Here is an 18416-nt window from a genome sequence, read left to right as displayed (position 1 = left end):
TGTTCGTACAGTGGACTGAGGAACGCGGGTACCCGGACCCCATGAACGGACACGACGAGCGGGGCACCACCATGACCGGAGTCGACCCCAGCCGACTGGACGACCAGCAGCTCATGAAGGAGCTGGAGACGATCCACCGCACGCGCCACGACACCCTCCTGTACGGCTCGAACGACGCGCTGCGGGCCCACAACGAGCGCATGGCGCAGCTGGAGGGCGAGTATCTGCGCCGCAACCCGCGCCGCGTGGTCAGCGCTGCCCGCACCCGTGAGGGCGCCCGCGAGCGCCACCCCGGCGAATCGGTGACGCCGGGGCAGTCGGGCACCTGACCTGACCTGGCAGGAAACAAGGAAAAGGGGTCGGCCCACCGCGGGCCGGCCCCCTTTTTTCCGCAGTGCGATTCCTCAGCCGGCCTCTCCCGCGAACACATGCAGAAACGCGTCGCAGAACGCCTTCAGATCGTCCGGCTTACGGCTGGTCACCAGCTGGTTGGACCCGTGGTCGCAGATCTTGACCTGCTCGTCCACCCAGGTGCCGCCCGCGTTGCGGATGTCCGTCTTCAGGCTCGGCCAGGAGGTCAGCACCCGGCCCCGTACGACATCCGCCTCCACCAGCGTCCACGGCGCGTGGCAGATCGCGGCGACCGGCCGCCCCTGCTCGAAGAAGTCCTTCACGAACGCCACGGCCTTCTCGTCCATCCGCAGGAAGTCCGGGTTCGCCACCCCGCCGGGCAGCACCAGGCCCCCGAAGGAACCGGCGTCCGCCTCGCCGACCACCTCGTCCACGTCGAAGGTGTCCGCCTTGTCGAGATGGTTGAACCCCTGAACCTTCCCGGACTCGGTCGACACCAGCACCGGCTGGTGCCCCGCGTCCGAGGCCGCCTTCCACGGCTCGGTCAGCTCCACCTGCTCGACGCCCTCGGGCGCCACCAGAAACGCGATACGCATGATCCTCGTACTCCTTTCCCGGCGCCCCGGTCCGCCTCGGCGGTCCGGGGCGCCGCTTCCTTGCCCTGCCCGCACGCGCGCAGCGCAGCAGCTCCTCGCCGTACGGCAGCAGCACACAGGCACCGATCGCGAGCGAGACGCCCGCCAGATAGCCCGCCGACAGCGGGCGCCGGCGCGGCAGCAGACGCCAGGCGTCCGGATCGCCGCGCCCGCCGCGCAGCAGCGAGCGCACCTGATCAGCGTGCAGACACATCAGCGAGACCAGCCCGCCGAAGGGCAGCGACTCCAGAAAGCTGTGGATGTGCTGCTCCACCGGCCTGACCTCGCGGTCGCTGTCGACGGCCGTGCGCATTCACCTCGTAGCGCAGGGTCAGCGCGATGGGCGCGCCCACCTCGGCCATCATCAGCTGGGGGTCCCCCCACGCCTTCAAGGCAGTGGGGGAGGATCAGGGACTCCTTGGTCCCCGCCGTGTCCTCGATGCGGGTGCGCCGGTGCATCGCCCAGTCGGCGAGCCCCGGCACGAACCAGCCGGGCAGCAGCCCGTAGAGCAGGAACCGGGTGGTGACGTCGCCGACCTCGACGGTGGCGCCCCGCGCGATCCGTGCCGCCTGGTCCTCGCTCATCCGCCGCCCGCCAGCGCCTCGGCCAGCTGCTGCACATTGCGGTACCGCTCGCCGCGCGGCAGCCGGGCCACCGCGTCCACCAGCGGGTCCGGCGCGTTGTCCCGGCGCAGGGCCGAGACCAGCTCGCCGGGCCGCGCCGGGAAAGCGCTGCGGCTCAGGCTGCGGGCCAGCTCCAGCCGCACCCGTTCCAGGGACGCGGGGGAACCGATCCCGCCGACCGGGCCGCCGGTCACCTCCGGGTCGTCGTCGGCGGCGGGCTCCGGGTCGTGCCACTCCTCGACGCGGGTCGGGTGCCCGGTCCGCAGCAGCCCCTTGAGCTCGTGCTTCATCTCGTCGTCCCGGTGCACGTTCAGCCGGTCACTGCCTCGCTGCATATCTCCCTCCAGGGGTCGAACGTCCGCACCGCGTACCCGGTACGGCACCACCGACACCGCCGCCTACTGCCGGGTGCGGCCCGGCAGGAACTCCTGGACCTTCGCCTTCAACCCCTGCTTGACCACCGAACCCCGGTCCGGGTCGCCCTTGAGGATGGAGGAGGCCGTGGCCTCCATCTGCTCCCAGGTGGCGTGCGGCGGGATCGGCGGCACGGCGGGGTCGGTCAGGAACTCGATCAGGCAGGGCCGGTCCGCGGCGAGCGCCGCCCGCCAGCCCGCCTCGACGTCCTCGGGCTTCTCCACCCGGATGCCCTCCAGGCCGAGCGAGCGCGCGAAGGCGGCGTACTGCACGTCCGGGATCTCCTGCGACGGCAGGAAGGACGGCGCGCCCTCCATGGCGCGCATCTCCCACGTCACCTGGTTCAGGTCCTGGTTGTTCCAGACCGCGACCACCAGCCGCGGGTCCGTCCAGCGGTCCCGGTACTTGGCCGCGGTGATCATCTCCGCCAGCCCGTTCATCTGCATCGCGCCGTCGCCGACCAGCGCGACCACCGGCCGGTCCGGGTGCGCGAACTTCGCCCCGATGGCGTACGGCACGCCGGGCCCCATCGTCGCGAGCGTCCCGGACAGCGAGCCGCGCATGCCGGGCCGCATGGTGATGTGCCGGGCGTACCAGTTGGCCACCGAACCGGAGTCGGAGGTGAGGATCACATTGTCCGGGAGCAGCGGATCGAGGGCCCGCGCCACGTACTCCGGGTTGATCGGGTCCGCTTCGAGGGCGGCCCGCCGGTCCATCGTCTCGTGCCAGCGCCGCACGCTCGCGGCCACCGTGTCGGCCCACTCCCGGCCGCCCCGGTCGGTCTCCAGCAGCGGGATCAGCCGCCGCAACGTCTCCCGCGCATCGCCGACGAGGTTCACCTCGTACGGGTACCGCATCCCGATCATGTGCGGGTCGAGATCGATCTGCACGGCGCGCGCCTTGCCGAACTCCGGCATGAACTGGGTGTACGGGAACGAGGATCCGATGGTCAGCAGCGTGTCGCAGTCCCGCATCAGCTCGTACGACGGCCGGCTGCCCAGCAGCCCGATCGGCCCGGTGACGTACGGCAGCTCGTCGCTGAGCACGTCCTTGCCGAGCAGCGCCTTGGCGACGCCCGCGCCGAGCAGTTCCGCGATCTCCCGCACCTCGGCGACCGCGCCCGCGGCGCCCTGCCCGATCAGGATCGCCGGCTTGTCGCCCGCGTTCAGCACCTCCGCGGCCCGGCGCAGCGCCTCGTCCGTCGGGGTCGCCGTCCACTCGCTCATGCCCAGGCTGGAGGGCACCATCTTGAACGCGTGCGTCGGCGGCGAGTAGTCCAGCTCCTGCACATCGCCGGGGATGATCAGCGCGGTCGGGCAGCGCCGCGCGTACGCCGTGCGAATCGCCCGGTCCAGCACGTTCGGCAGCTGCTCGGGCACCGTCACCGTCTCCACGAACTCGGAGGCGACGTCCTTGTACAGCGTGTGCAGGTCGACTTCCTGCTGGTAGGAGCCGCCCATCGCGGTGCGGTTGGTCTGGCCGACGATCGCCAGCACCGGGACGTGGTCGAGCTTGGCGTCGTACAGGCCGTTCAGGAGGTGGATCGCGCCCGGCCCGGAGGTCGCCGCGCACACGCCGAGGCGCCCGCTGAACTTCGCGTACCCGACCGCCTCGAACGCGGACATCTCCTCGTGCCGGGACTGGATGAAGCGCGGCTTGTCCCCGGCGCGGCCCCAGGCGGCGAGCAGCCCGTTGATGCCGTCGCCCGGATAGGCGAACACCTGCTCGACATCCCAGGCGCGCAGACGCTCCAGGATGTGGTCGGACACCTTCGTGCTCATGGAGGGACCTCCCGGTGGGGTTGCGGAGCGGACGATCCGGTCAGCGTTGACCGAGTCACCGGTGGGCTGACCGGAAAACCTCTCGGGGCCGGTGACTCCCGCCGCGGGGCCCCATTCGCGCCACGCCGTCACCCGGCCGGCCGTCCGCGTCCCGCGAATGGGGCCCGGCCGCGCGCGCCGGGGCGTGCGGCGGGCTGTGATGGCTGAGGGGCAGGAGTGCGACTCCGGGGCGCCGGACGGCGCGGGTGCCGTACCACCGGCCCCGCCGCCCGTACGACCATGCCGCCCTTACGACCACGCCGCCCTTACGACGACGCCCGCGACCCCGCTTGTACGACTGTCAGCCCATCCGCCCGCCATCCACCTCTTGCCATCCACCTCCCGCCCACCGGTCGCCATCCACCTCCCGCCGCCCCCGTCCGCCGTCCCGTTCCGCAGTCCGCCGCAGCTCCCGAGGAGCCCCTCCATGCGCCGCACCGCCCGCGCCCTGCCCGTCGCCCTCGCCGCCGGCGCCGCGCTCGCCCTGACCGGCCCCGTCGCCCTCGCCGCGGCGGCCACCCCCGGCGCGGGGTCCGCGACCTGCGCCCCCACGAACGCCCCCGAGCCCCGGATGCCGGGCACCAGCCGGGCGCCGGCACCGGACACGGGAGGCACCGCGGGCCGCGTGCCCGGACCCACGTCCCGCGCGAGCGGGGGTCCCGACACCCGCGCGAGCGGTGGCCCCGGCACACCGTGCGCCGGGACCGGGACCGGCAGCCAGTGCCGGGCGGGGGAGAGCTGTACCGGTGACGCGCGCCAGTGCACCGGCGCCAGAAGCGGGTCCTGCGCCGACGACGACCACGCGTGCGACGGCGCACGCTCCGGCGCCTGCGCGGACTTTGACGACGACTCCTGCCGCGAACCCCGCACCTCCTCCAGGGACTCCGACGGCGCCGACGACTCCTCCCGCTCGTACGATTCCCGCGACACCTACGACGACGGCGGCGGCGACGACCGCAACGGCGACACGGGCTGGAGCCCCGGAAAGGGCGACGACGAGGGCGACGAGGGCGTCGGCTGCGCCGCGGGCGGCACCGGCAGCGGGCACGGTGTCGCCGCCGGCGCCGGCGGCACCTTCGGCGACTCGGTCCCCGCCCTGGCCGCCGGCGCGGCCCTGATCGCCGCCGCCTGCGCGGGCGCCGGCTACCGGCTCCACGGCCGCGTCCGCGACGGCGCGGGGGAGCGGCCCCTGGGCATGTGACCCGCACAACTCCCGCGCCGGCCATGGAGTTACGCCCAGCGGGTACACAGCATCCCGAAGGACACCACCCGACCCACCAGACACCAGAACACCGGAACAGCGGAACACCGGAACCACCCACCGTTCGCCGTACCCCCGGCACCGTCCGGCGCGGGGCAGGACGCGACCCCTGGGCGGCACACCGGACGGCACGGCCCAGGGCGGGCGGCACCACGGACTGCGCGGAGGCGGACATGCGGCGGACGGACCCCGAGGGCCACGGCCCGGTCCGCTACGGCCCCCCGCTGCCCGGCGACGGCCTGCCCGTGCTCCCCGAACTGACCGCCGTGGTCGCCGCCGCCGCGGGCCGCGCCGACGCCCCGCCCGTGGGCGGCGCCCCCGCCCTGCTGGAGTCGGCCTGCGGCTACTGGACCCGGCGCGCGCTGCCCTGCGTCCCCGACCAGATCGCCGCCGGACCCGGCGCCCCCGCGCTGCTCCTCGCCCTCACCGCCGCGCTCGCCGGAGACGGCGCCGACATCCTCGTACCCCGCCCCTGCGCCGCCTGGTGGGCCCCCTACGCCCGCGTCCTGGGCCGGCCCGTCTTCCATGTGCCGACGCCCGCCGAGAGCGGCGGCGTGCCCGACCCCTACGCGCTGCTGGAGACCGTGCGCCGGGTCCGCGCCGAGGGCGGCGACCCCCGGCTGCTGGTGCTGTCCGTCGCCGACGACCCCACCGCCACCGTCGCCCCGCCCGAACTGCTGCACGAGACCGTGGAGGCCGCCACCGCCGAGGGCCTGCACCTGGTGAGCGACGAGACCTGGCGCGACACCGTGCACGCGCCGCACGACACCGTCCTGCTCAGCCCCGCCGAGATGCGGCCCGACCGGGTCACCGTCGTCACCGACCTGGCCGGGGCCCTGCTGCCGCCCGGCTGGCCCGCCGCCGTCGCCCGCTTCCCCGCCGGTGACGGCGGACGGCGCCTGCACGCACGGGTCCTGGACATCCTCACCGCGCTCGGCGCCCGCCTCGCCGCCCCCGTCGCCGCGGCCGCCTGCTACGCCCTCGACGAACCCCCGCCGGTCACCGAACGCCGCGCGGCCGCGGTACGGCTGCACGCCCGTCTCGCCGCCGCCGCGCACGCCGAGGTCACCGCCGCCGGCGCCGTCGCCCGCCCCCCGCAGGCCGGCCGCCACCTGTACGCCGACCTGAGCCCCTTCCGCGACGCCCTCGCCGCCCAAGGGGTGGGCGACGCCCAGGAGTTGGAGGACTTCCTCACCGCGGCGACCGGCATGCCGGCGCCCGGCGGCCACCGCTTCGGCGACGACCTGGCGGCGCCGCGCGTACGGCTGGGCACCGGGCCGCTGCTGGCCGGCACGGACGAGGAACGCGCGCAAGCCCTCACGTCATCCACGCCGTGGGAATTGCCTTTTGTGCAAAGCTCGTTGATCTCCTTGAGGTCGGTCCTCGACGATCTCCGCGACGACGCCCAGCGACGGGAGCCCCCTCGATGACGCAGCAGACGCATGAGCCCGGATCGACCCCGCCGTCCGACACCTCGCCCACGGCTCCTGTGACCTCGACGTCGACCGGCACGGACATCGGCACGGCGCCGGCGACCGGACCCGACACCGGTACGGCGACGGCGACCGGCGCCCCCACCACCACGACGGCCGCCCCGCCCGCCCCCGGCACACCCCCCTTCCCGCCACTGGCCGAACCCCGTCCGCTGGGCGAACGCCGGGTGTGGCCGCGCACGTTCCACGACCGGCTCACCGCGCCCCTGCCCGGCCTCAAGGCCCTCGCCCGCTTCGCCCGCGAGGGTGCCGTACGCCCCGACGCGCAGGGCCTCGCCGACATCTCCCGGCTGCCGTACGCGCCCGCCCCGCTGCCCCGCGCCGGCACCGGCACCCTCGCCGTCACCTGGGCGGGGCACGCGAGCTGGATCGTCCAGGTGGGCGGTCTGACCGTGCTCACCGACCCGGTCTGGTCGCGCCGCATCCTCGGCACCCCGGCCCGCATCACCCCCGTCGGCGTGCCCTGGGACCGGCTGCCCCGCGTCGACGCGGTCGTCATCAGCCACAACCACTACGACCATCTGGACGCCCCCACCCTGCGCCGACTCCCGCGCGACACCCCGGTGTTCGCCCCGGCCGGGCTCGGCCGCTGGTTCCGGCGCCGCGAGTTCACCTGCGTCACCGAGCTGGACTGGTGGGAGGGCGCCGAACTGGCGGGCGTGCGCTTCGACTTCGTGCCCGCCCACCACTGGTCCAAGCGCACCCTGACCGACACCTGCCACAGCCTGTGGGGCGGCTGGGTGCTCACCGCCCCCGGCGGCCCGCGCCTCTACTTCGCCGGCGACACCGGCTACGGCCACTGGTTCTCCCGCATCGGCCGCCGCTACCCCGGCATCGACCTCGCGCTGATGCCCATCGGCGCCTACGACCCCCGCTGGTGGCTCAGCGACGTCCACTGCGACCCCGAGGAAGCCGTCCAGGCCACCCTCGACCTGGGCGCCCGCCGGATGGCCCCGATGCACTGGGCCACCTTCATCCTCTCGGCGGAACCGGTCCTCGAACCACTGACCCGTGTGCAAGCAGCCTGGGAAAAGGCGGGCCTGCCCAGAGAAGACCTGTGGGACATGCCCATCGGATCGTCGAGAACCCTCGACTGAAACGCCCCGGACAAGGGGCGCGGGACGCTGTGCGGACCCCACGCGACCCCCGCGGCGCTACCGGAACCGGCGCACCACACCCGGCACGGCGCTGACCACCACCGTCAGCACCACCGCCACCACCACGCCCTCCCACGGCTGGGGAAACAGCGAACCGCCCACGATCCCGATCACCTGGTACGTCGCCGCCCACGCCAGACACGCCGCCACATTCCCCCGCGCGAACCGCCGGGGCGGCCACTCCGCCATCAGACACGCCAGCATCACCGGGATCCGCCCGGCCGGCACCAGCCGGGACAGCACCAGCACCGCCACCCCGTGCTCCGCCAGCTTCCCGCGCGCCTGCGCCAGCCGCTCCTCCGGGGCCCGCGACCGTATCGCCGCCAGCCACCGCGACCCGCCCCGCGACCGCATCCCCCGCCACCCCAGCCAGTACAGCGCCGCGTCCCCGAGGAACGCCGCGAGCGACGCCGTGACGAACACCAGCGCCGGCGCGAACGGCGCCGTCTGGTGGAACGCCACCACCGCCGCCGAACTCACCAGCGCCCCCGTCGGCACCACCGGCACCAGCGCGCCGATCAGCACCAGCAGGAACAACGACGGGTAGCCGAGCGCCTGTTGGGTCGTCTCCGGCGGCACCGCCGACGTCGTCGCGGCGGCCAGCACCGCGGCGGCGGACAGCCGGCTCACCGGGTGGCCGCCGGCCGGACGCGCTCCCCGTGCGCCAGCTTGTGCACCGCCACCTTCGGGGCGGCCAGGGCGGCCAGTCGTACGAACTCGTCGCCCGGCGCGTGGAATTCGTGCGGGCGCACCGCGTCCATGCCGATCGGCCAGTATGTCCCGTAGTGCACCGGCACCGCCGCCTGCGGCGCCAGCCGGTCCAGCGCCTGTGCCGCCCGGCCCGCGTCCAGGTGGCCTTCTCCGAGGAACGGCCCCCAGCCGCCCACCGGCAGCAGCGCCACCTCCACCGGCCCCACCCAGTCGGCCATCGCGTCGAACAGCCCGGTGTCGCCCGCGAAGTAGGTCCGCGCCTCGCCCTCGACGACGAAGCCCAGCGCGGGCGTGCGGTGCGGACCCACCGGCAGCCGCCGCCCGTCGTGCCGTGCGGGCACCACCCGCACCAGCAGGTCGCCGACGCGTATCTCGTCCCCCGGCACCACCTCGGTGACGCGCAGGTGCCGCAGCCGGCGCACGCCGGGCACCACCCGGAGTGCGCCTCGGGGCACAAGCAGGCGCGTGCCCGGATCGAGCGCCCCCAGGGACGGCAGATGCAGATGGTCGGCGTGCAGATGGGAGACGAGCACCACGTCGGCGCGCCGGGCCTCGGCGGAAGGCAGCGGGCCCCTCCGGCGCCGTAGATGCGCGAGGCGACGTGCGAACAGGGGATCGGTGAGCACTCGTATGTTCGAATCCTCGATCGTGCAGGTGGCATGACCCCACCAGGTGATCTCCACCGGCACCTTCTTCGCCTCCTTCACGCGCCTGTCCGAAGCCTACGTGCAGGAGTAGGGTCGGCGGCGAAAACCGGAGGTGAGGGGGGACGCCATGGGACAACCACGGGGCGCCTCCGGCGCGCGCACACCGGCACGGGTCATCGCCATCGCCAGCCTGACCCCCCTGGAGGAACTCGACGCCGACCCCTTCCTCGTCGACAGCCGCACCCAGCACGCCATGTGCGCCCGCTGGGCCCACGAGCACGGCTACGTCGTCGCGCGGGAACTGCTCGTCGGCGGGCTCCGCTTCGACCACCGCGCGCTGTGGGACGGCGTACGCCCCGGCGTGGACGTGTTCGTCGCGCCCAGCCTGCGGGTCTTGCGCCGGGCCCTGTCCTCCGTGGAGGAGTTCACCGCCGAGTGCGCCCGGCGCGGGGTGCGGGTGGTCACGGTGGGCCGCGCGGAGCCGTCGTACGACGCGCAGATGAAGGCCCGAGTGCACCGCCGGCTGTCCATGCCGACCGCCGGGTACGACGGACGGTGAGCCCACCGGCACCACGGGCCGTGAGGCCGGCGTCACTCCTTCGAGTGGATTCCGGCCGGTATGACAAGGTGGAGGGCGGCCCGGTCGCCGCGGTGCGCCGGGACGGTGGCCTCGCCGCGCGGCGGGGGAGGGTCGAGGCGGAGGAAGCGCGGGCGTGCGGGGCGTAGCGTGGCGGCGGATCACCGGTGGGGCCGGATGGCGGCGGATCGCCCGCCAGATCGGGCGCAGCGTCGCCGTATGGGCGGTCTCCACGCTCACCATGCTGGTCCTCGCGCTGCTCCTGCCCGACTTCCGGCTCCAGTCCGCCGACGGTGACAGCGCCACCCGGATCGCCCTCACCGCCGCCCTCGGCGCGGGCGCGTTCGGCGTCCTGTCCGCCGTGGTATGGCCGCTGCTCGTCCGGCTGCTGCTGCTCGTCCCCGCCCTCGTCCTCGGCCTGCTGGTCTTCTTCCTCAACGGCTCCCTGCTGCTGCTCGCCCTGCGCCTGAACCCCACCGGCCGGGGCGCGGTCGCGCCGGAGACCGCCGTCATCGTGGCCGCGGTCATGTCGGCCGTCGCCTCGGCCACCGGCGGCGCGCTCGCCGTGCGCGACGACGAGGCGTACCGGCGCCGGCTGCACCGCCTCGCCGCCCGCCGCCGGAGAACCGACCCGCCCTGCCCGGCCACCCCCGGCGTGGTCTTCCTCCAGCTCGACGGTGTCGGCCACGACGTGCTGACCGCGGCCGTGGAACAGGGGCTGATGCCCACGGTCGCCCACTGGCTGGCGGCGGACGACCCGCCCCCGGCGGCCCGCCCGACCCACCGCCTCACCCCCTGGTACACCGACTGGTCCAGCCAGACCGGCGCCAGCCAGCTCGGCATCCTGCACGGCAGCACGTACGACGTGCCCGCCTTCCGCTGGTACGAGAAGGACCGCGGGGAGGTGATGGTCTGCAACCGGCCCACCAGCGCCGCCGAACTCCAGCGCCGCGCCATCGCCCGCACCGGCGACGGCGGACTGCTCACCGAGGACGGCGCCAGCCGCGGCAACCTCTTCAGCGGCGGCGCCGGGGAACAGGCCCTGGTGCTGTCCATAGCGGCCCGCCGCCGGGGCCGGGAGAACCGTTCCCGCGCCGGGTACTTCGCCTACTTCTCCGACCCGGCCAACGCCGTGCGCACCGCCCTGTCCTTCCTCGCCGAGGTGGCCCGCGAGATCGGCGAGTCCACCCGTGCCCGGATCCGCCGCCGGCGCCCCCGCGTCTCCCGCGGCGGGCTCTACCCGCTGGTCCGCGCCTTCGCCACCGTCGTGGAACGGGACGTCGTCGTCGCCGCGGTGATGGGCGACATGCTCGCCGGACGCACCGCCGTCTACGCCGACCTGGTCGCCTACGACGAGGTGGCCCACCACTCCGGACCGCACAGCCGCGACGCCGCGAAGGTGCTCACCCGCCTCGACCGCTGCCTCGCCCTGCTCGCCCGCGTCGCCGAGCACGCCCCGCGCCCGTACCGCCTCGTGGTCCTCTCCGACCACGGGCAGAGCCCCGGCGAGACCTTCCACGCCCGCTACGGCCTCACCCTCGCCGACCTGGTACGGGCCGGCTGCGGACTGCACGTGCCGCGCCGCGCGGAGCGCACCCGCAGCGGCACCGAGGCGCGGGCCGCCGTACGCGCCGCGCTGCGCCGGCCCGTGGAGGAGGGCGAGCGGCACCGGCCCGCCCGCCGCCGCGAACCCATCGTGCTGGCCTCCGGCAACCTCGGCCTCGTCTCCTTCCCGGACGTGCGCCACCGCATGACCAAGGAGCAGATCGAGGCCCGCCACCCCGCCCTGCTCACCACCCTCGCCAACCACCCCGGCATCGGCTTCCTCCTGGTGGCGAGCGAGGCGCACGACGGTGTGCTGCTCGGCCCCGGCGGCACCGAGATCCCGCTGGCCGACCTCGACCGCGACCCCGGACCGCTGGCCGGCTTCGGCCCCGGCGCCGTCGAGGCGGTGCGCCGCAGCCACTCCTTCCCGCACACCGCCGACATCATGGTGAACTCCGCGTACGACCCCGCCGACGGCGAGGTGCTCGCCTTCGAGGAGCAGATCGGCTCCCACGGCGGGCTCGGCGGCGCCCAGTCCTGCCCCTTCCTGCTCTCCCCGCTGGAGCTGTCCGCGCCGGTCGCACCGGGGGAGCGGCTGACCGGGGCCGAGCGGGTGCACCGGGTGCTGCGCCGCTGGCTCGGCGAGTTGTCCGGACCCGAGGTCCCGCTCACCGGGGCCGCCGCCGAGGAGGACGAGCGGGCCGCCTGACGACGCGTCCCACGGGGTGCCGCCGAACCCCCGCCCGCGCCGCCCCGATGTGATCGGATAGGGATCCCGGACACCCGGCAACGGAACCGCACCCTCGCGAAAGGAACCATCGTGGCCACCACGCGCACCGCGCACACCGAATGGGAAGGCAACCTTGCCGACGGCAAGGGCCTCGTCACCTTCGACTCCTCCGGCATCGGCGCCTACCCGGTGACCTGGCCGTCGCGCGCCGAGGAGCCGAACGGCAGGACCAGCCCCGAGGAGCTGATCGCGGCCGCCCACTCCAGCTGCTTCTCCATGGCCCTCGCCCACGGCCTGACCGGCGCCGGCACCCCGCCCACCAAGCTGGAGACCAAGGCCGACGTCACCTTCCAGCCCGGCACCGGCATCACCGGCATCCACCTCACCGTGATCGGCACCGTGCCCGGCCTGGACGAGCAGGGCTTCCAGTCCGCCGCCGAGGACGCCAAGAAGAACTGCCCGGTCAGCCAGGCGCTCACCGGTACGACCATCACCCTGACCGCCGAACTGGCCTGAGCCGGACCGGAGTCGGCCGACACGGGTGCCGCGCTCCCTTGCGGAGCGCGGCACTCCGGGGCCGTACGAGGGAGAGTGGGGCGCGGCACCGGGAAGTCGTACGACGGAGAGCCGGGCGCGGGCCCGCGCCCCTGACAACCGGCCGGCCCGCCCTGCTCAGAACCGCGCCCGGTACTCCCGCAGGATCTTCCGCGTGCGCCGTGCCGAGGCGGCCCGCGCCGTCATATGGTCCAGCACCTCCAGATGCGCGGCGACCTCCCGCCGCGCGTCCAGATACAGGGCGCCGGTCAGATACTCCGTGAACACCATGTCCGGCAACTCCGGCTCGGCGAACCGGAACAGCGTGAACGGCGCGTACGTCCCCGGATGCGGGCCCGCCGCGAACTCCGCGATCTGGAGCGTGATCCGGTCCTGCTCGGCGCACTCCACCAGCCGGTCCAGCTGGTCCCGCATCACCTCGGGGGACGCGCTCACCGGGCGCCGCAGCACCGTCTCGTCCATGATCACCCACAGGTGCGGGGGATCCGCGCGCTCCAGCAGCCGCTGCCGCTCCATCCGCAGCGCCACATGCCGCTCCACCGCCTCCGGCGAGCTCTGCCCGATCGTCCCCGCCTCCAGCACCGCCCGCGCGTACGCCTCGGTCTGGAGCAGCCCCGGCACGAAGTGCGGCTCGTAGGAACGGATGATCCGGGCGGCGCCCTCCAGGCTGACGTAGAGGCTGAACCAGTCCGGCAGCACATCGTGGAACCGCTGCCACCAGCCCGGCTGGTTGGCCTCCTCCGCCAGCCGCACGAACGCGGCCGCCTCCTCCCGCGCCACCCCGTACGTGTCCAGGAGTACCTGCAAGTACGGTATCTTCAGCGCGACTTCGGCCGTCTCCATGCGCCGTACGGTCGCCGCCGCGACCCGCAGCACCCCGGCGGCCTCCTCCCGGCTGAGGCCCGCCGCCTCCCGCAGCTCCTGCAACCGCTTGCCGAGCACCACCTGCCCCACGGTGGGTGCGGCCCGCCGCTCACTCACGCCACGCCCTCCCCTGCCGTGCCGCCCTGGCGCGCAGCAGTCTGTCACGCGCGGCCCGCTCGCACAGCGGATCGAACGCACTAAAGGATCACAGGTTCGTCAACCCGCGAGCGGGCCCGTCAACCCGCCAGGGTCTGGAGGTACTTGGCGGTCGCCGGGTCGGCCGGCAGGAAGGTCTCGATGGCGAGTTCGGCGACGGTGACGTCCATCGGCGTGTTGAAGGTCGAGATGGAGGACACGAACGACAGGATCCGGCCCTCGTGTTCGACCCGCATCGGCAGTGCGAAGTACGGCACCGGCTCGTCCGGCTCCTCACCCGGCGCGTCCTCGGGCACCGGGTACGCCGTCACCTCCTCGTACAGCGCGCGCAGTTGGTCCGAGCGGTGCAGCGCGAGCTGGCGCTCCATCTGCGCCACCAGATGCCCGCGCCACTCCCGCAGGTTGCGGATCCGCGGGGCCAGGCCCTCGGGGTGCAGGGTCAGCCGCATCGCGTTCGGCGGCTGGAGCAGCTTCTCCGGGACGCCGTCCAGCAGCATCGTGATGCCCCGGTTGGCGGCCACCACCGTGTACCCGGCGTCCACCACCAGCGCGGGATAGGGCTCGTAGCCCTGGATCAGCCGCTCCATGCCCTCGCGCAGGGCGTCCAGGGCGGGGTCGTCCAGCGGGGTCTCCGGGTAGCGCGGTGCGTAACCGGCGGCCAGTAGCAGCGCGTTGCGCTCCCGCACGGGCACGTCCAGATGCTCGGCGAGCCGCAGGACCATCTCCTCGCTGGGCCGGGACCTGCCGGTCTCCACGAAACTGATGTGCCGGGCGGAGGAGTCGGCGCGCAGGGCCAGCTCCAGCTGGGAGATGCGGCGCCGCTCCCGCCAGGCACGCAGCAGCGGGCCCACCCCCTTGGTGTCGGGGGCGGCGGTGGACACGGAAGCTTCGGTGGCGACCATGGTCATACCCCGACCCTAGACGAGAAGCGCGCACCGCAACGACCTCGCGGACGCGGACGCGCCAGGTCAGGCCGGAATCGGCGGTGCGCCAGCCGGCACCGGCCCCACGGACGCCTCGCCGGGCCGCCCCGGTCCCACGGACGCCTCGCCGGGCCGCCCCGGTCCCGCGCGTGGCAGGCTGGGAGGAGATCCGCCCCACCCGAAGGGAGCCGCGCCATGGCCGCCGTACCGCTGTCGCCGCAGGAGATCGAGGACCGGGTCGCCGGGCTCCCCGGCTGGTCCGCGGACGGCGACCGGCTCACCCGCACCTACCGGCTCGCCTCGCACTTCGCCGCGGCCGCCCTGGTCATGCACATCGCCCGCATCCAGGACGAGCTGGACCACCACTCCGACTGCACCCTCGGCTACCACTCCGTCGACCTGACCATCACCACCCACAGCGCCGGCGGCACCCTCACCGAGAAGGACTTCGCTCTCGCCCGCAGGGTGGAGGACATCGCACCGGGACACGGCGCACACTGAGCGCTGTGCTCGATTACGACAAGGAAGCCCGTGACTACGACGCCCTACGCGGCGGCGAGGAGCGCGCCGAAGCCGCCGCGGCCGCCGTCCTCGACCTGATACCCGACCGCCCCGGCCGCCTCCTCGACCTGGCCTGCGGCACCGGCATCGTCACCCGCAGGCTCGCCGCGGCCCGCCCCGCGACCCGCGTGACCGGCGCGGACCTCGCGGACGGCATGATCCGCCGGGCCGCCGCCCGGCTGCCCGGCGCGCTCGTCCGGGCCGACAGCCGCCGACTGCCCTTCCCCGGCGCCACCTTCGACGCCGTCGTCAGCGTCTGGCTGCTGCACCTGCTGCCCGACCCCGAAGACCTGGACGCCGTCCTCGCCGAGTGCGCCCGCGTCCTGCGGCCCGGCGGGGTGTACGTCACGACGGTCGACAAGGCCGCCGCGCACGACGTGGGCAGCGACATCGACGCCGCCCTCGCCGGCCGGCCCATCCGCCCCGCCGCGGACGCCGCCGACCTCGTCACCGCGCACGCCGCCCGGCACGGGCTCGCCCTCGCCGGGCACTCCTCCTTCCCCGGCACCGGCCAGGGCCGCAGCCCCCGCAGCACCATCGCCGACCTGCACCGGGGCTGGTTCAGCCAGCTCCCGCCCGGCGACCCCCGCCGCGAGACGTACGCCGCCCGCCTGGCCGCCCTCCCCGACCAGAACCGCCGCCGCCCGGACCCGACCTTCTCCCTGCGCGCCTTCCGCAAACAGTGAGGGGACGCGGCTGACTGGGGGCCGGGGTCGGGATGCGAGGGCCCGGTCGAGCTAGCGGCCGAGGCCCCGGCGGATGGCCGTCTCCACCGGGGAGTACGAGCCGTCCGGCCGCTCCAGTTCGTACGGCACCGCGGGCTCCAGCGGCGGCTGGGCCATGAACCGCGGCCGGGTGCCGTGGTGCGGCTGCGCCGCGTGCACCAGGAACGGATGGCACAGATAGACATCGCCGGGGCGCCCGGTGGCCAGGGCGAGCGGCCGGTGCGCGCTCGCCGCCTCCAGCTCCGGCGCGATCTCCAGCCCCGAGACACCCGCCTCGCCGTACGGTTCGAGGATCCGCGGCACGTCCAGATGCGAACCGACCCGGATCCGCGTCGGCGCGTCCTCCTCGCCCACCTCGCTGAACAGGAACAGCATCAGCAACGCCCGGTCCCGCGAGCGCAGATTGGTGTGGAACCAGGTCGCGCCCTCGGGCAGATAGCTGCCCTCGATGTGCCAGCCGGCGTCGCCCGGTTCCTCGGCGTGCGGGAAGCGCAGCGGGAACGTGCCGAGCGAGTACCGCGGCAGCCACCGCCGTTCACCCACCAAGAGGTCGAACGCCTCGTGCAGCGCGGTGGAGTTGGCGGCGGCCGCGAAGGGCCCCTGCGCCAGGCCGCCGATCCGCACCACCGGTTCCTTCCAGGTGCCGGGGTCTTCCGGGTCGTACCCCGTCTCCCGCCACAGCAGCCGCGCGCAGTCCTCCGCGACCCGAGGTGCGACCGCGCCCTCGATCTTCACGAACCCGTCGGCGAGGAAGCGCTCCACCATGTCGTTGCCCATCGGGCCATGGTGGACGAGTGAGCGGCGGCCGGGCATCCGGTTTTTTTCCGGCGGCCTCCCGCCACGGATTTGCCGGGTCGGCAACGTAGCTGGCCTTCGCCCGGTGTGCCGTCGCACCCTGACGGCACCCGCAAGAAAGGCTGACCACCATGGCGCACGACCACGACGGCAACCACACCCACGGCCAGACGCAGGGACACGAACAGGGCCACGGCCACCAGCACGGCCACGGGCACGGCTCGGACCTCGACTGGAACGCGATGGCCCCCCACCTGGAGGCCCAGGCCGAGCTGTTCGCCCCCCTGTACCGGCAGGCCCTGTCCTGGCTCGCGAGCGAGGCCGCCGAGCCGGGGCTGATCGTGGACGCGGGCAGCGGACCCGGCGTCCTGTCCTGCCTGTTCGCCGAGGTGTTCCCCGGCGCGCGGGTCGTCGCCGTGGACGGCACCGCGCCGCTTCTCGACCGGGCCCGCGCCCGCGCCGACCGCCTGGGCCTCGCCGGCCGCGTCGACACCCTCGCCGGTGAACTCCCGGACGTACTGGACGAGTTGCCGAAGCCGGCCGATCTGCTGTGGGCCAGCCGCAGCCTGCACCACCTCGGCGACCAGCGGGCCGCGCTCACCGCGTTCGGGCAGCGGCTCGCCCCCGGCGGCACCCTGGCCCTGCTCGAAGGCGGCCTGCCCTCCCGCTTCCTGCCCCGCGACCTCGGCATCGGCCGCCCCGGACTCCAGGCACGGCTGGACGCGCAGGAGGAGGACTGGTTCGCGCGGATGCGCGCCGACCTCCCCGGTGCCGTCGCCGAGACCGAGGACTGGCCGGCCCTGCTGACCGCCGCGGGCCTGAAGCACACCGGCACCCGCAGCTTCCTGCTCGACCTGCCCGCCCCCGCCGACGACCGGACCCGCGCCTACGCCGCCGCCCACCTCGGCCGGCTGCGCGAGGGCTTCGGTGACGCCCTCGCCGCCGAGGACCGCGACACCCTCGACCGGCTCCTGGACCCGGCCGATCCCGCGAGCGTCCACCGGCGGCCGGACGTGTTCCTGCTGGCCGCCCACACCGTGTACACGGCCGTCCGCCCGTCCTGACCCCTCCCGCGCCCGGCGGCACTTGACTTCGAGAGCGCTTCAACTGGTGAACTCCCCTTCCGCCCACCGGCATTCGGAAATCCAGGGGGAAACCATGAACGACTCTCCGGTCACGCTCATCACCGGCGGCGGCAGCGGCATCGGGGCTGCCGCCGCCCGGCGACTGCTGGCCGCGGGCCACCGGGTCACCGTCACGGGCCGTACGGAACAGCGGCTGCGGGACTTCGCCGCGAGCCTGGGCGACCCCGAGGCGCTGACGACGGTCGTGGGCGACGCGGCGTCGTACGACGACGTCCGGCACGCGGTCGACCGCACCCGCACGGCGTACGGCCGGCTGGACACCGTCGTCGCCAACGCCGGTTTCGCCACCCATGACACCGTCGCCGAGGGCGACCCGGCCGGCTGGCCCGAGATGGTCCTCACCAACGTCCTCGGCCCCGCCCTGCTCATCCGCGCCTCGATCGACGCGCTCAAGGAGACGCGGGGCCGGATCGTGCTCGTCGGCAGTGTCGCCGGGTTCGTGAACACGCCCGGCAACCTCTACGGGGCGACCAAGTGGGCGGTCACCGCGCTCGCCGAGAACACCCGGCGGCAAGTCACCGACTTCGGCGTCGGGGTGACGCTGATCGCCCCCGGCCGGGTGGAGACCCCGTTCTGGGACGGCCTGGGCGACTTGCCGATCGGGCCCCTGCTGACCGCCGACCAGATCGCCGACTCGGTGGTGTGGGCGATCCGGCAGCCGGCCGGGGTCGATGTCAACACCCTGGTCGTACGTCCGCTGGGTCAACCCAACTGACGTACCGGCCGC

19 protein-coding genes and 1 pseudogene are annotated in these 18416 nt (G+C 74.5%); 11 read left to right on the top strand and 9 right to left on the bottom strand.

Features of this window, described 5'->3' with window-relative positions:
- Positions 1 to 41: 41 nt before the first annotated feature.
- Positions 42 to 329 carry a DUF6158 family protein gene (locus AC069R_RS03570; protein WP_397983076.1) on the top strand — a complete coding sequence of 96 codons (288 nt, stop codon included), beginning with the start codon at positions 42 to 44 and terminating at the stop codon, positions 327 to 329.
- Between the two features lie 75 nt (positions 330 to 404).
- Here the strand turns inward: AC069R_RS03570 and AC069R_RS03565 are convergent, their stop codons facing one another.
- The 4 genes and pseudogenes from AC069R_RS03565 to AC069R_RS03550 form a co-directional block, all read right to left on the bottom strand.
- A complete protein-coding gene (locus AC069R_RS03565) occupies positions 405 to 947 on the bottom strand; it encodes a type 1 glutamine amidotransferase domain-containing protein (RefSeq protein WP_478764138.1) in 543 nt (180 codons plus the stop codon).
- A gap of 28 nt (positions 948 to 975) precedes the next feature.
- Positions 976 to 1571: pseudogene (locus AC069R_RS03560) on the bottom strand (diguanylate cyclase); the annotation flags it as partial.
- A complete protein-coding gene (locus AC069R_RS03555) occupies positions 1568 to 1945 on the bottom strand; it encodes a DUF2795 domain-containing protein (RefSeq protein WP_478764137.1) in 378 nt (125 codons plus the stop codon). The gene AC069R_RS03555 and the pseudogene AC069R_RS03560, both read right to left, overlap by 4 nt.
- Positions 1946 to 2008: 63 nt before the next feature.
- On the bottom strand, positions 2009 to 3805 hold the full coding sequence (locus tag AC069R_RS03550; RefSeq protein WP_478764135.1) for a thiamine pyrophosphate-requiring protein: 1797 nt from the start codon (positions 3803 to 3805) through the stop codon (positions 2009 to 2011).
- A 466-nt stretch (positions 3806 to 4271) separates the two neighbouring features.
- Here AC069R_RS03550 and AC069R_RS03545 point away from each other — a divergent pair, with 466 nt between their 5' ends.
- The 3 genes from AC069R_RS03545 to AC069R_RS03535 all read left to right on the top strand — a co-directional run bounded on the left by AC069R_RS03545 (position 4272) and on the right by AC069R_RS03535 (position 7695).
- Positions 4272 to 5045, top strand: coding sequence for a hypothetical protein (locus AC069R_RS03545; protein WP_478764133.1), 774 nt, complete (start codon positions 4272 to 4274; stop codon positions 5043 to 5045).
- Positions 5046 to 5278: 233 nt separating this feature from the next.
- Positions 5279 to 6535 (top strand): aminotransferase class I/II-fold pyridoxal phosphate-dependent enzyme, encoded by a 1257-nt coding sequence (locus tag AC069R_RS03540; protein ID WP_478764131.1) that lies wholly within the window; start codon positions 5279 to 5281, stop codon positions 6533 to 6535.
- A complete protein-coding gene (locus AC069R_RS03535; RefSeq protein WP_478764129.1) occupies positions 6532 to 7695 on the top strand; it encodes an MBL fold metallo-hydrolase in 1164 nt (387 codons plus the stop codon). Before AC069R_RS03540 ends, AC069R_RS03535 begins: the two co-directional genes overlap by 4 nt.
- A gap of 57 nt (positions 7696 to 7752) precedes the next feature.
- On the opposite strand, the gene AC069R_RS03530 is transcribed toward AC069R_RS03535, so the two are convergent.
- Entirely contained in the window at positions 7753 to 8361 is a 609-nt protein-coding gene (locus AC069R_RS03530) for a DedA family protein (RefSeq protein ID WP_478764238.1), read from the bottom strand.
- Between the two features lie 20 nt (positions 8362 to 8381).
- Complete coding sequence (locus AC069R_RS03525) at positions 8382 to 9155, bottom strand: MBL fold metallo-hydrolase (protein ID WP_478764236.1); 774 nt, start codon at positions 9153 to 9155, stop codon at positions 8382 to 8384.
- Between the two features lie 85 nt (positions 9156 to 9240).
- On the opposite strand from AC069R_RS03525, the gene AC069R_RS03520 reads away from it, so the two are divergent.
- The 3 genes from AC069R_RS03520 to AC069R_RS03510 all read left to right on the top strand — a co-directional run bounded on the left by AC069R_RS03520 (position 9241) and on the right by AC069R_RS03510 (position 12481).
- On the top strand, positions 9241 to 9672 hold the full coding sequence (locus tag AC069R_RS03520; RefSeq protein WP_397983068.1) for a hypothetical protein: 432 nt from the start codon (positions 9241 to 9243) through the stop codon (positions 9670 to 9672).
- 154 nt (positions 9673 to 9826) lie between these two features.
- On the top strand, positions 9827 to 11944 hold the full coding sequence (locus AC069R_RS03515) for a phage holin family protein (protein ID WP_478764126.1): 2118 nt from the start codon (positions 9827 to 9829) through the stop codon (positions 11942 to 11944).
- 111 nt (positions 11945 to 12055) lie between these two features.
- Positions 12056 to 12481 carry an OsmC family protein gene (locus AC069R_RS03510; RefSeq protein WP_478764124.1) on the top strand — a complete coding sequence of 142 codons (426 nt, stop codon included), beginning with the start codon at positions 12056 to 12058 and terminating at the stop codon, positions 12479 to 12481.
- 156 nt (positions 12482 to 12637) lie between these two features.
- Here the strand turns inward: AC069R_RS03510 and AC069R_RS03505 are convergent, their stop codons facing one another.
- Together AC069R_RS03505 and AC069R_RS03500 are read right to left on the bottom strand one after the other, a co-directional pair.
- Positions 12638 to 13501 carry a helix-turn-helix domain-containing protein gene (locus AC069R_RS03505; protein WP_478764122.1) on the bottom strand — a complete coding sequence of 288 codons (864 nt, stop codon included), beginning with the start codon at positions 13499 to 13501 and terminating at the stop codon, positions 12638 to 12640.
- Positions 13502 to 13620: 119 nt separating this feature from the next.
- Positions 13621 to 14448 (bottom strand): helix-turn-helix domain-containing protein, encoded by an 828-nt coding sequence (locus AC069R_RS03500; protein ID WP_478764120.1) that lies wholly within the window; start codon positions 14446 to 14448, stop codon positions 13621 to 13623.
- Between the two features lie 210 nt (positions 14449 to 14658).
- Here AC069R_RS03500 and AC069R_RS03495 point away from each other — a divergent pair, with 210 nt between their 5' ends.
- Complete coding sequence (locus AC069R_RS03495; protein WP_478764118.1) at positions 14659 to 14964, top strand: 4a-hydroxytetrahydrobiopterin dehydratase; 306 nt, start codon at positions 14659 to 14661, stop codon at positions 14962 to 14964.
- A 5-nt stretch (positions 14965 to 14969) separates the two neighbouring features.
- A complete protein-coding gene (locus tag AC069R_RS03490; protein WP_478764116.1) occupies positions 14970 to 15710 on the top strand; it encodes a class I SAM-dependent methyltransferase in 741 nt (246 codons plus the stop codon).
- 51 nt (positions 15711 to 15761) lie between these two features.
- Here AC069R_RS03490 and AC069R_RS03485 read toward each other — a convergent pair whose 3' ends face one another.
- Complete coding sequence (locus tag AC069R_RS03485) at positions 15762 to 16526, bottom strand: phytanoyl-CoA dioxygenase family protein (protein WP_478764114.1); 765 nt, start codon at positions 16524 to 16526, stop codon at positions 15762 to 15764.
- A gap of 149 nt (positions 16527 to 16675) precedes the next feature.
- Between AC069R_RS03485 and AC069R_RS03480 the strand changes: the two genes are divergently transcribed.
- Positions 16676 to 17608 carry a class I SAM-dependent methyltransferase gene (locus tag AC069R_RS03480; protein WP_478764112.1) on the top strand — a complete coding sequence of 311 codons (933 nt, stop codon included), beginning with the start codon at positions 16676 to 16678 and terminating at the stop codon, positions 17606 to 17608.
- 94 nt (positions 17609 to 17702) lie between these two features.
- Positions 17703 to 18404, top strand: coding sequence for an SDR family oxidoreductase (locus tag AC069R_RS03475; protein WP_478764110.1), 702 nt, complete (start codon positions 17703 to 17705; stop codon positions 18402 to 18404).
- The last annotated feature ends 12 nt before the right edge of the window (positions 18405 to 18416 follow it).

It is taken from the genome of Streptomyces sp. NPDC043952 (genome assembly GCF_056435325.1).
This window is presented reverse-complemented; position numbering and strand designations above follow the sequence as displayed.

What these genes read in the sequence shown, in the direction of transcription:
- AC069R_RS03570 (WP_397983076.1), top strand. Translation starts at nt 42, where the DNA reads ATGAACGGACACGACGAGCGGGGCACCACCATGACCGGAGTCGACCCC.
- AC069R_RS03565 (WP_478764138.1), bottom strand. Translation starts at nt 947, where the DNA reads ATGCGTATCGCGTTTCTGGTGGCGCCCGAGGGCGTCGAGCAGGTGGAG.
- AC069R_RS03555 (WP_478764137.1), bottom strand. Translation starts at nt 1,945, where the DNA reads ATGCAGCGAGGCAGTGACCGGCTGAACGTGCACCGGGACGACGAGATG.
- AC069R_RS03550 (WP_478764135.1), bottom strand. Translation starts at nt 3,805, where the DNA reads ATGAGCACGAAGGTGTCCGACCACATCCTGGAGCGTCTGCGCGCCTGG.
- AC069R_RS03545 (WP_478764133.1), top strand. Translation starts at nt 4,272, where the DNA reads ATGCGCCGCACCGCCCGCGCCCTGCCCGTCGCCCTCGCCGCCGGCGCC.
- AC069R_RS03540 (WP_478764131.1), top strand. Translation starts at nt 5,279, where the DNA reads ATGCGGCGGACGGACCCCGAGGGCCACGGCCCGGTCCGCTACGGCCCC.
- AC069R_RS03535 (WP_478764129.1), top strand. Translation starts at nt 6,532, where the DNA reads ATGACGCAGCAGACGCATGAGCCCGGATCGACCCCGCCGTCCGACACC.
- AC069R_RS03520 (WP_397983068.1), top strand. Translation starts at nt 9,241, where the DNA reads ATGGGACAACCACGGGGCGCCTCCGGCGCGCGCACACCGGCACGGGTC.
- AC069R_RS03500 (WP_478764120.1), bottom strand. Translation starts at nt 14,448, where the DNA reads ATGACCATGGTCGCCACCGAAGCTTCCGTGTCCACCGCCGCCCCCGAC.
- AC069R_RS03495 (WP_478764118.1), top strand. Translation starts at nt 14,659, where the DNA reads ATGGCCGCCGTACCGCTGTCGCCGCAGGAGATCGAGGACCGGGTCGCC.
- AC069R_RS03485 (WP_478764114.1), bottom strand. Translation starts at nt 16,526, where the DNA reads ATGGGCAACGACATGGTGGAGCGCTTCCTCGCCGACGGGTTCGTGAAG.
- AC069R_RS03480 (WP_478764112.1), top strand. Translation starts at nt 16,676, where the DNA reads ATGGCGCACGACCACGACGGCAACCACACCCACGGCCAGACGCAGGGA.
- AC069R_RS03475 (WP_478764110.1), top strand. Translation starts at nt 17,703, where the DNA reads ATGAACGACTCTCCGGTCACGCTCATCACCGGCGGCGGCAGCGGCATC.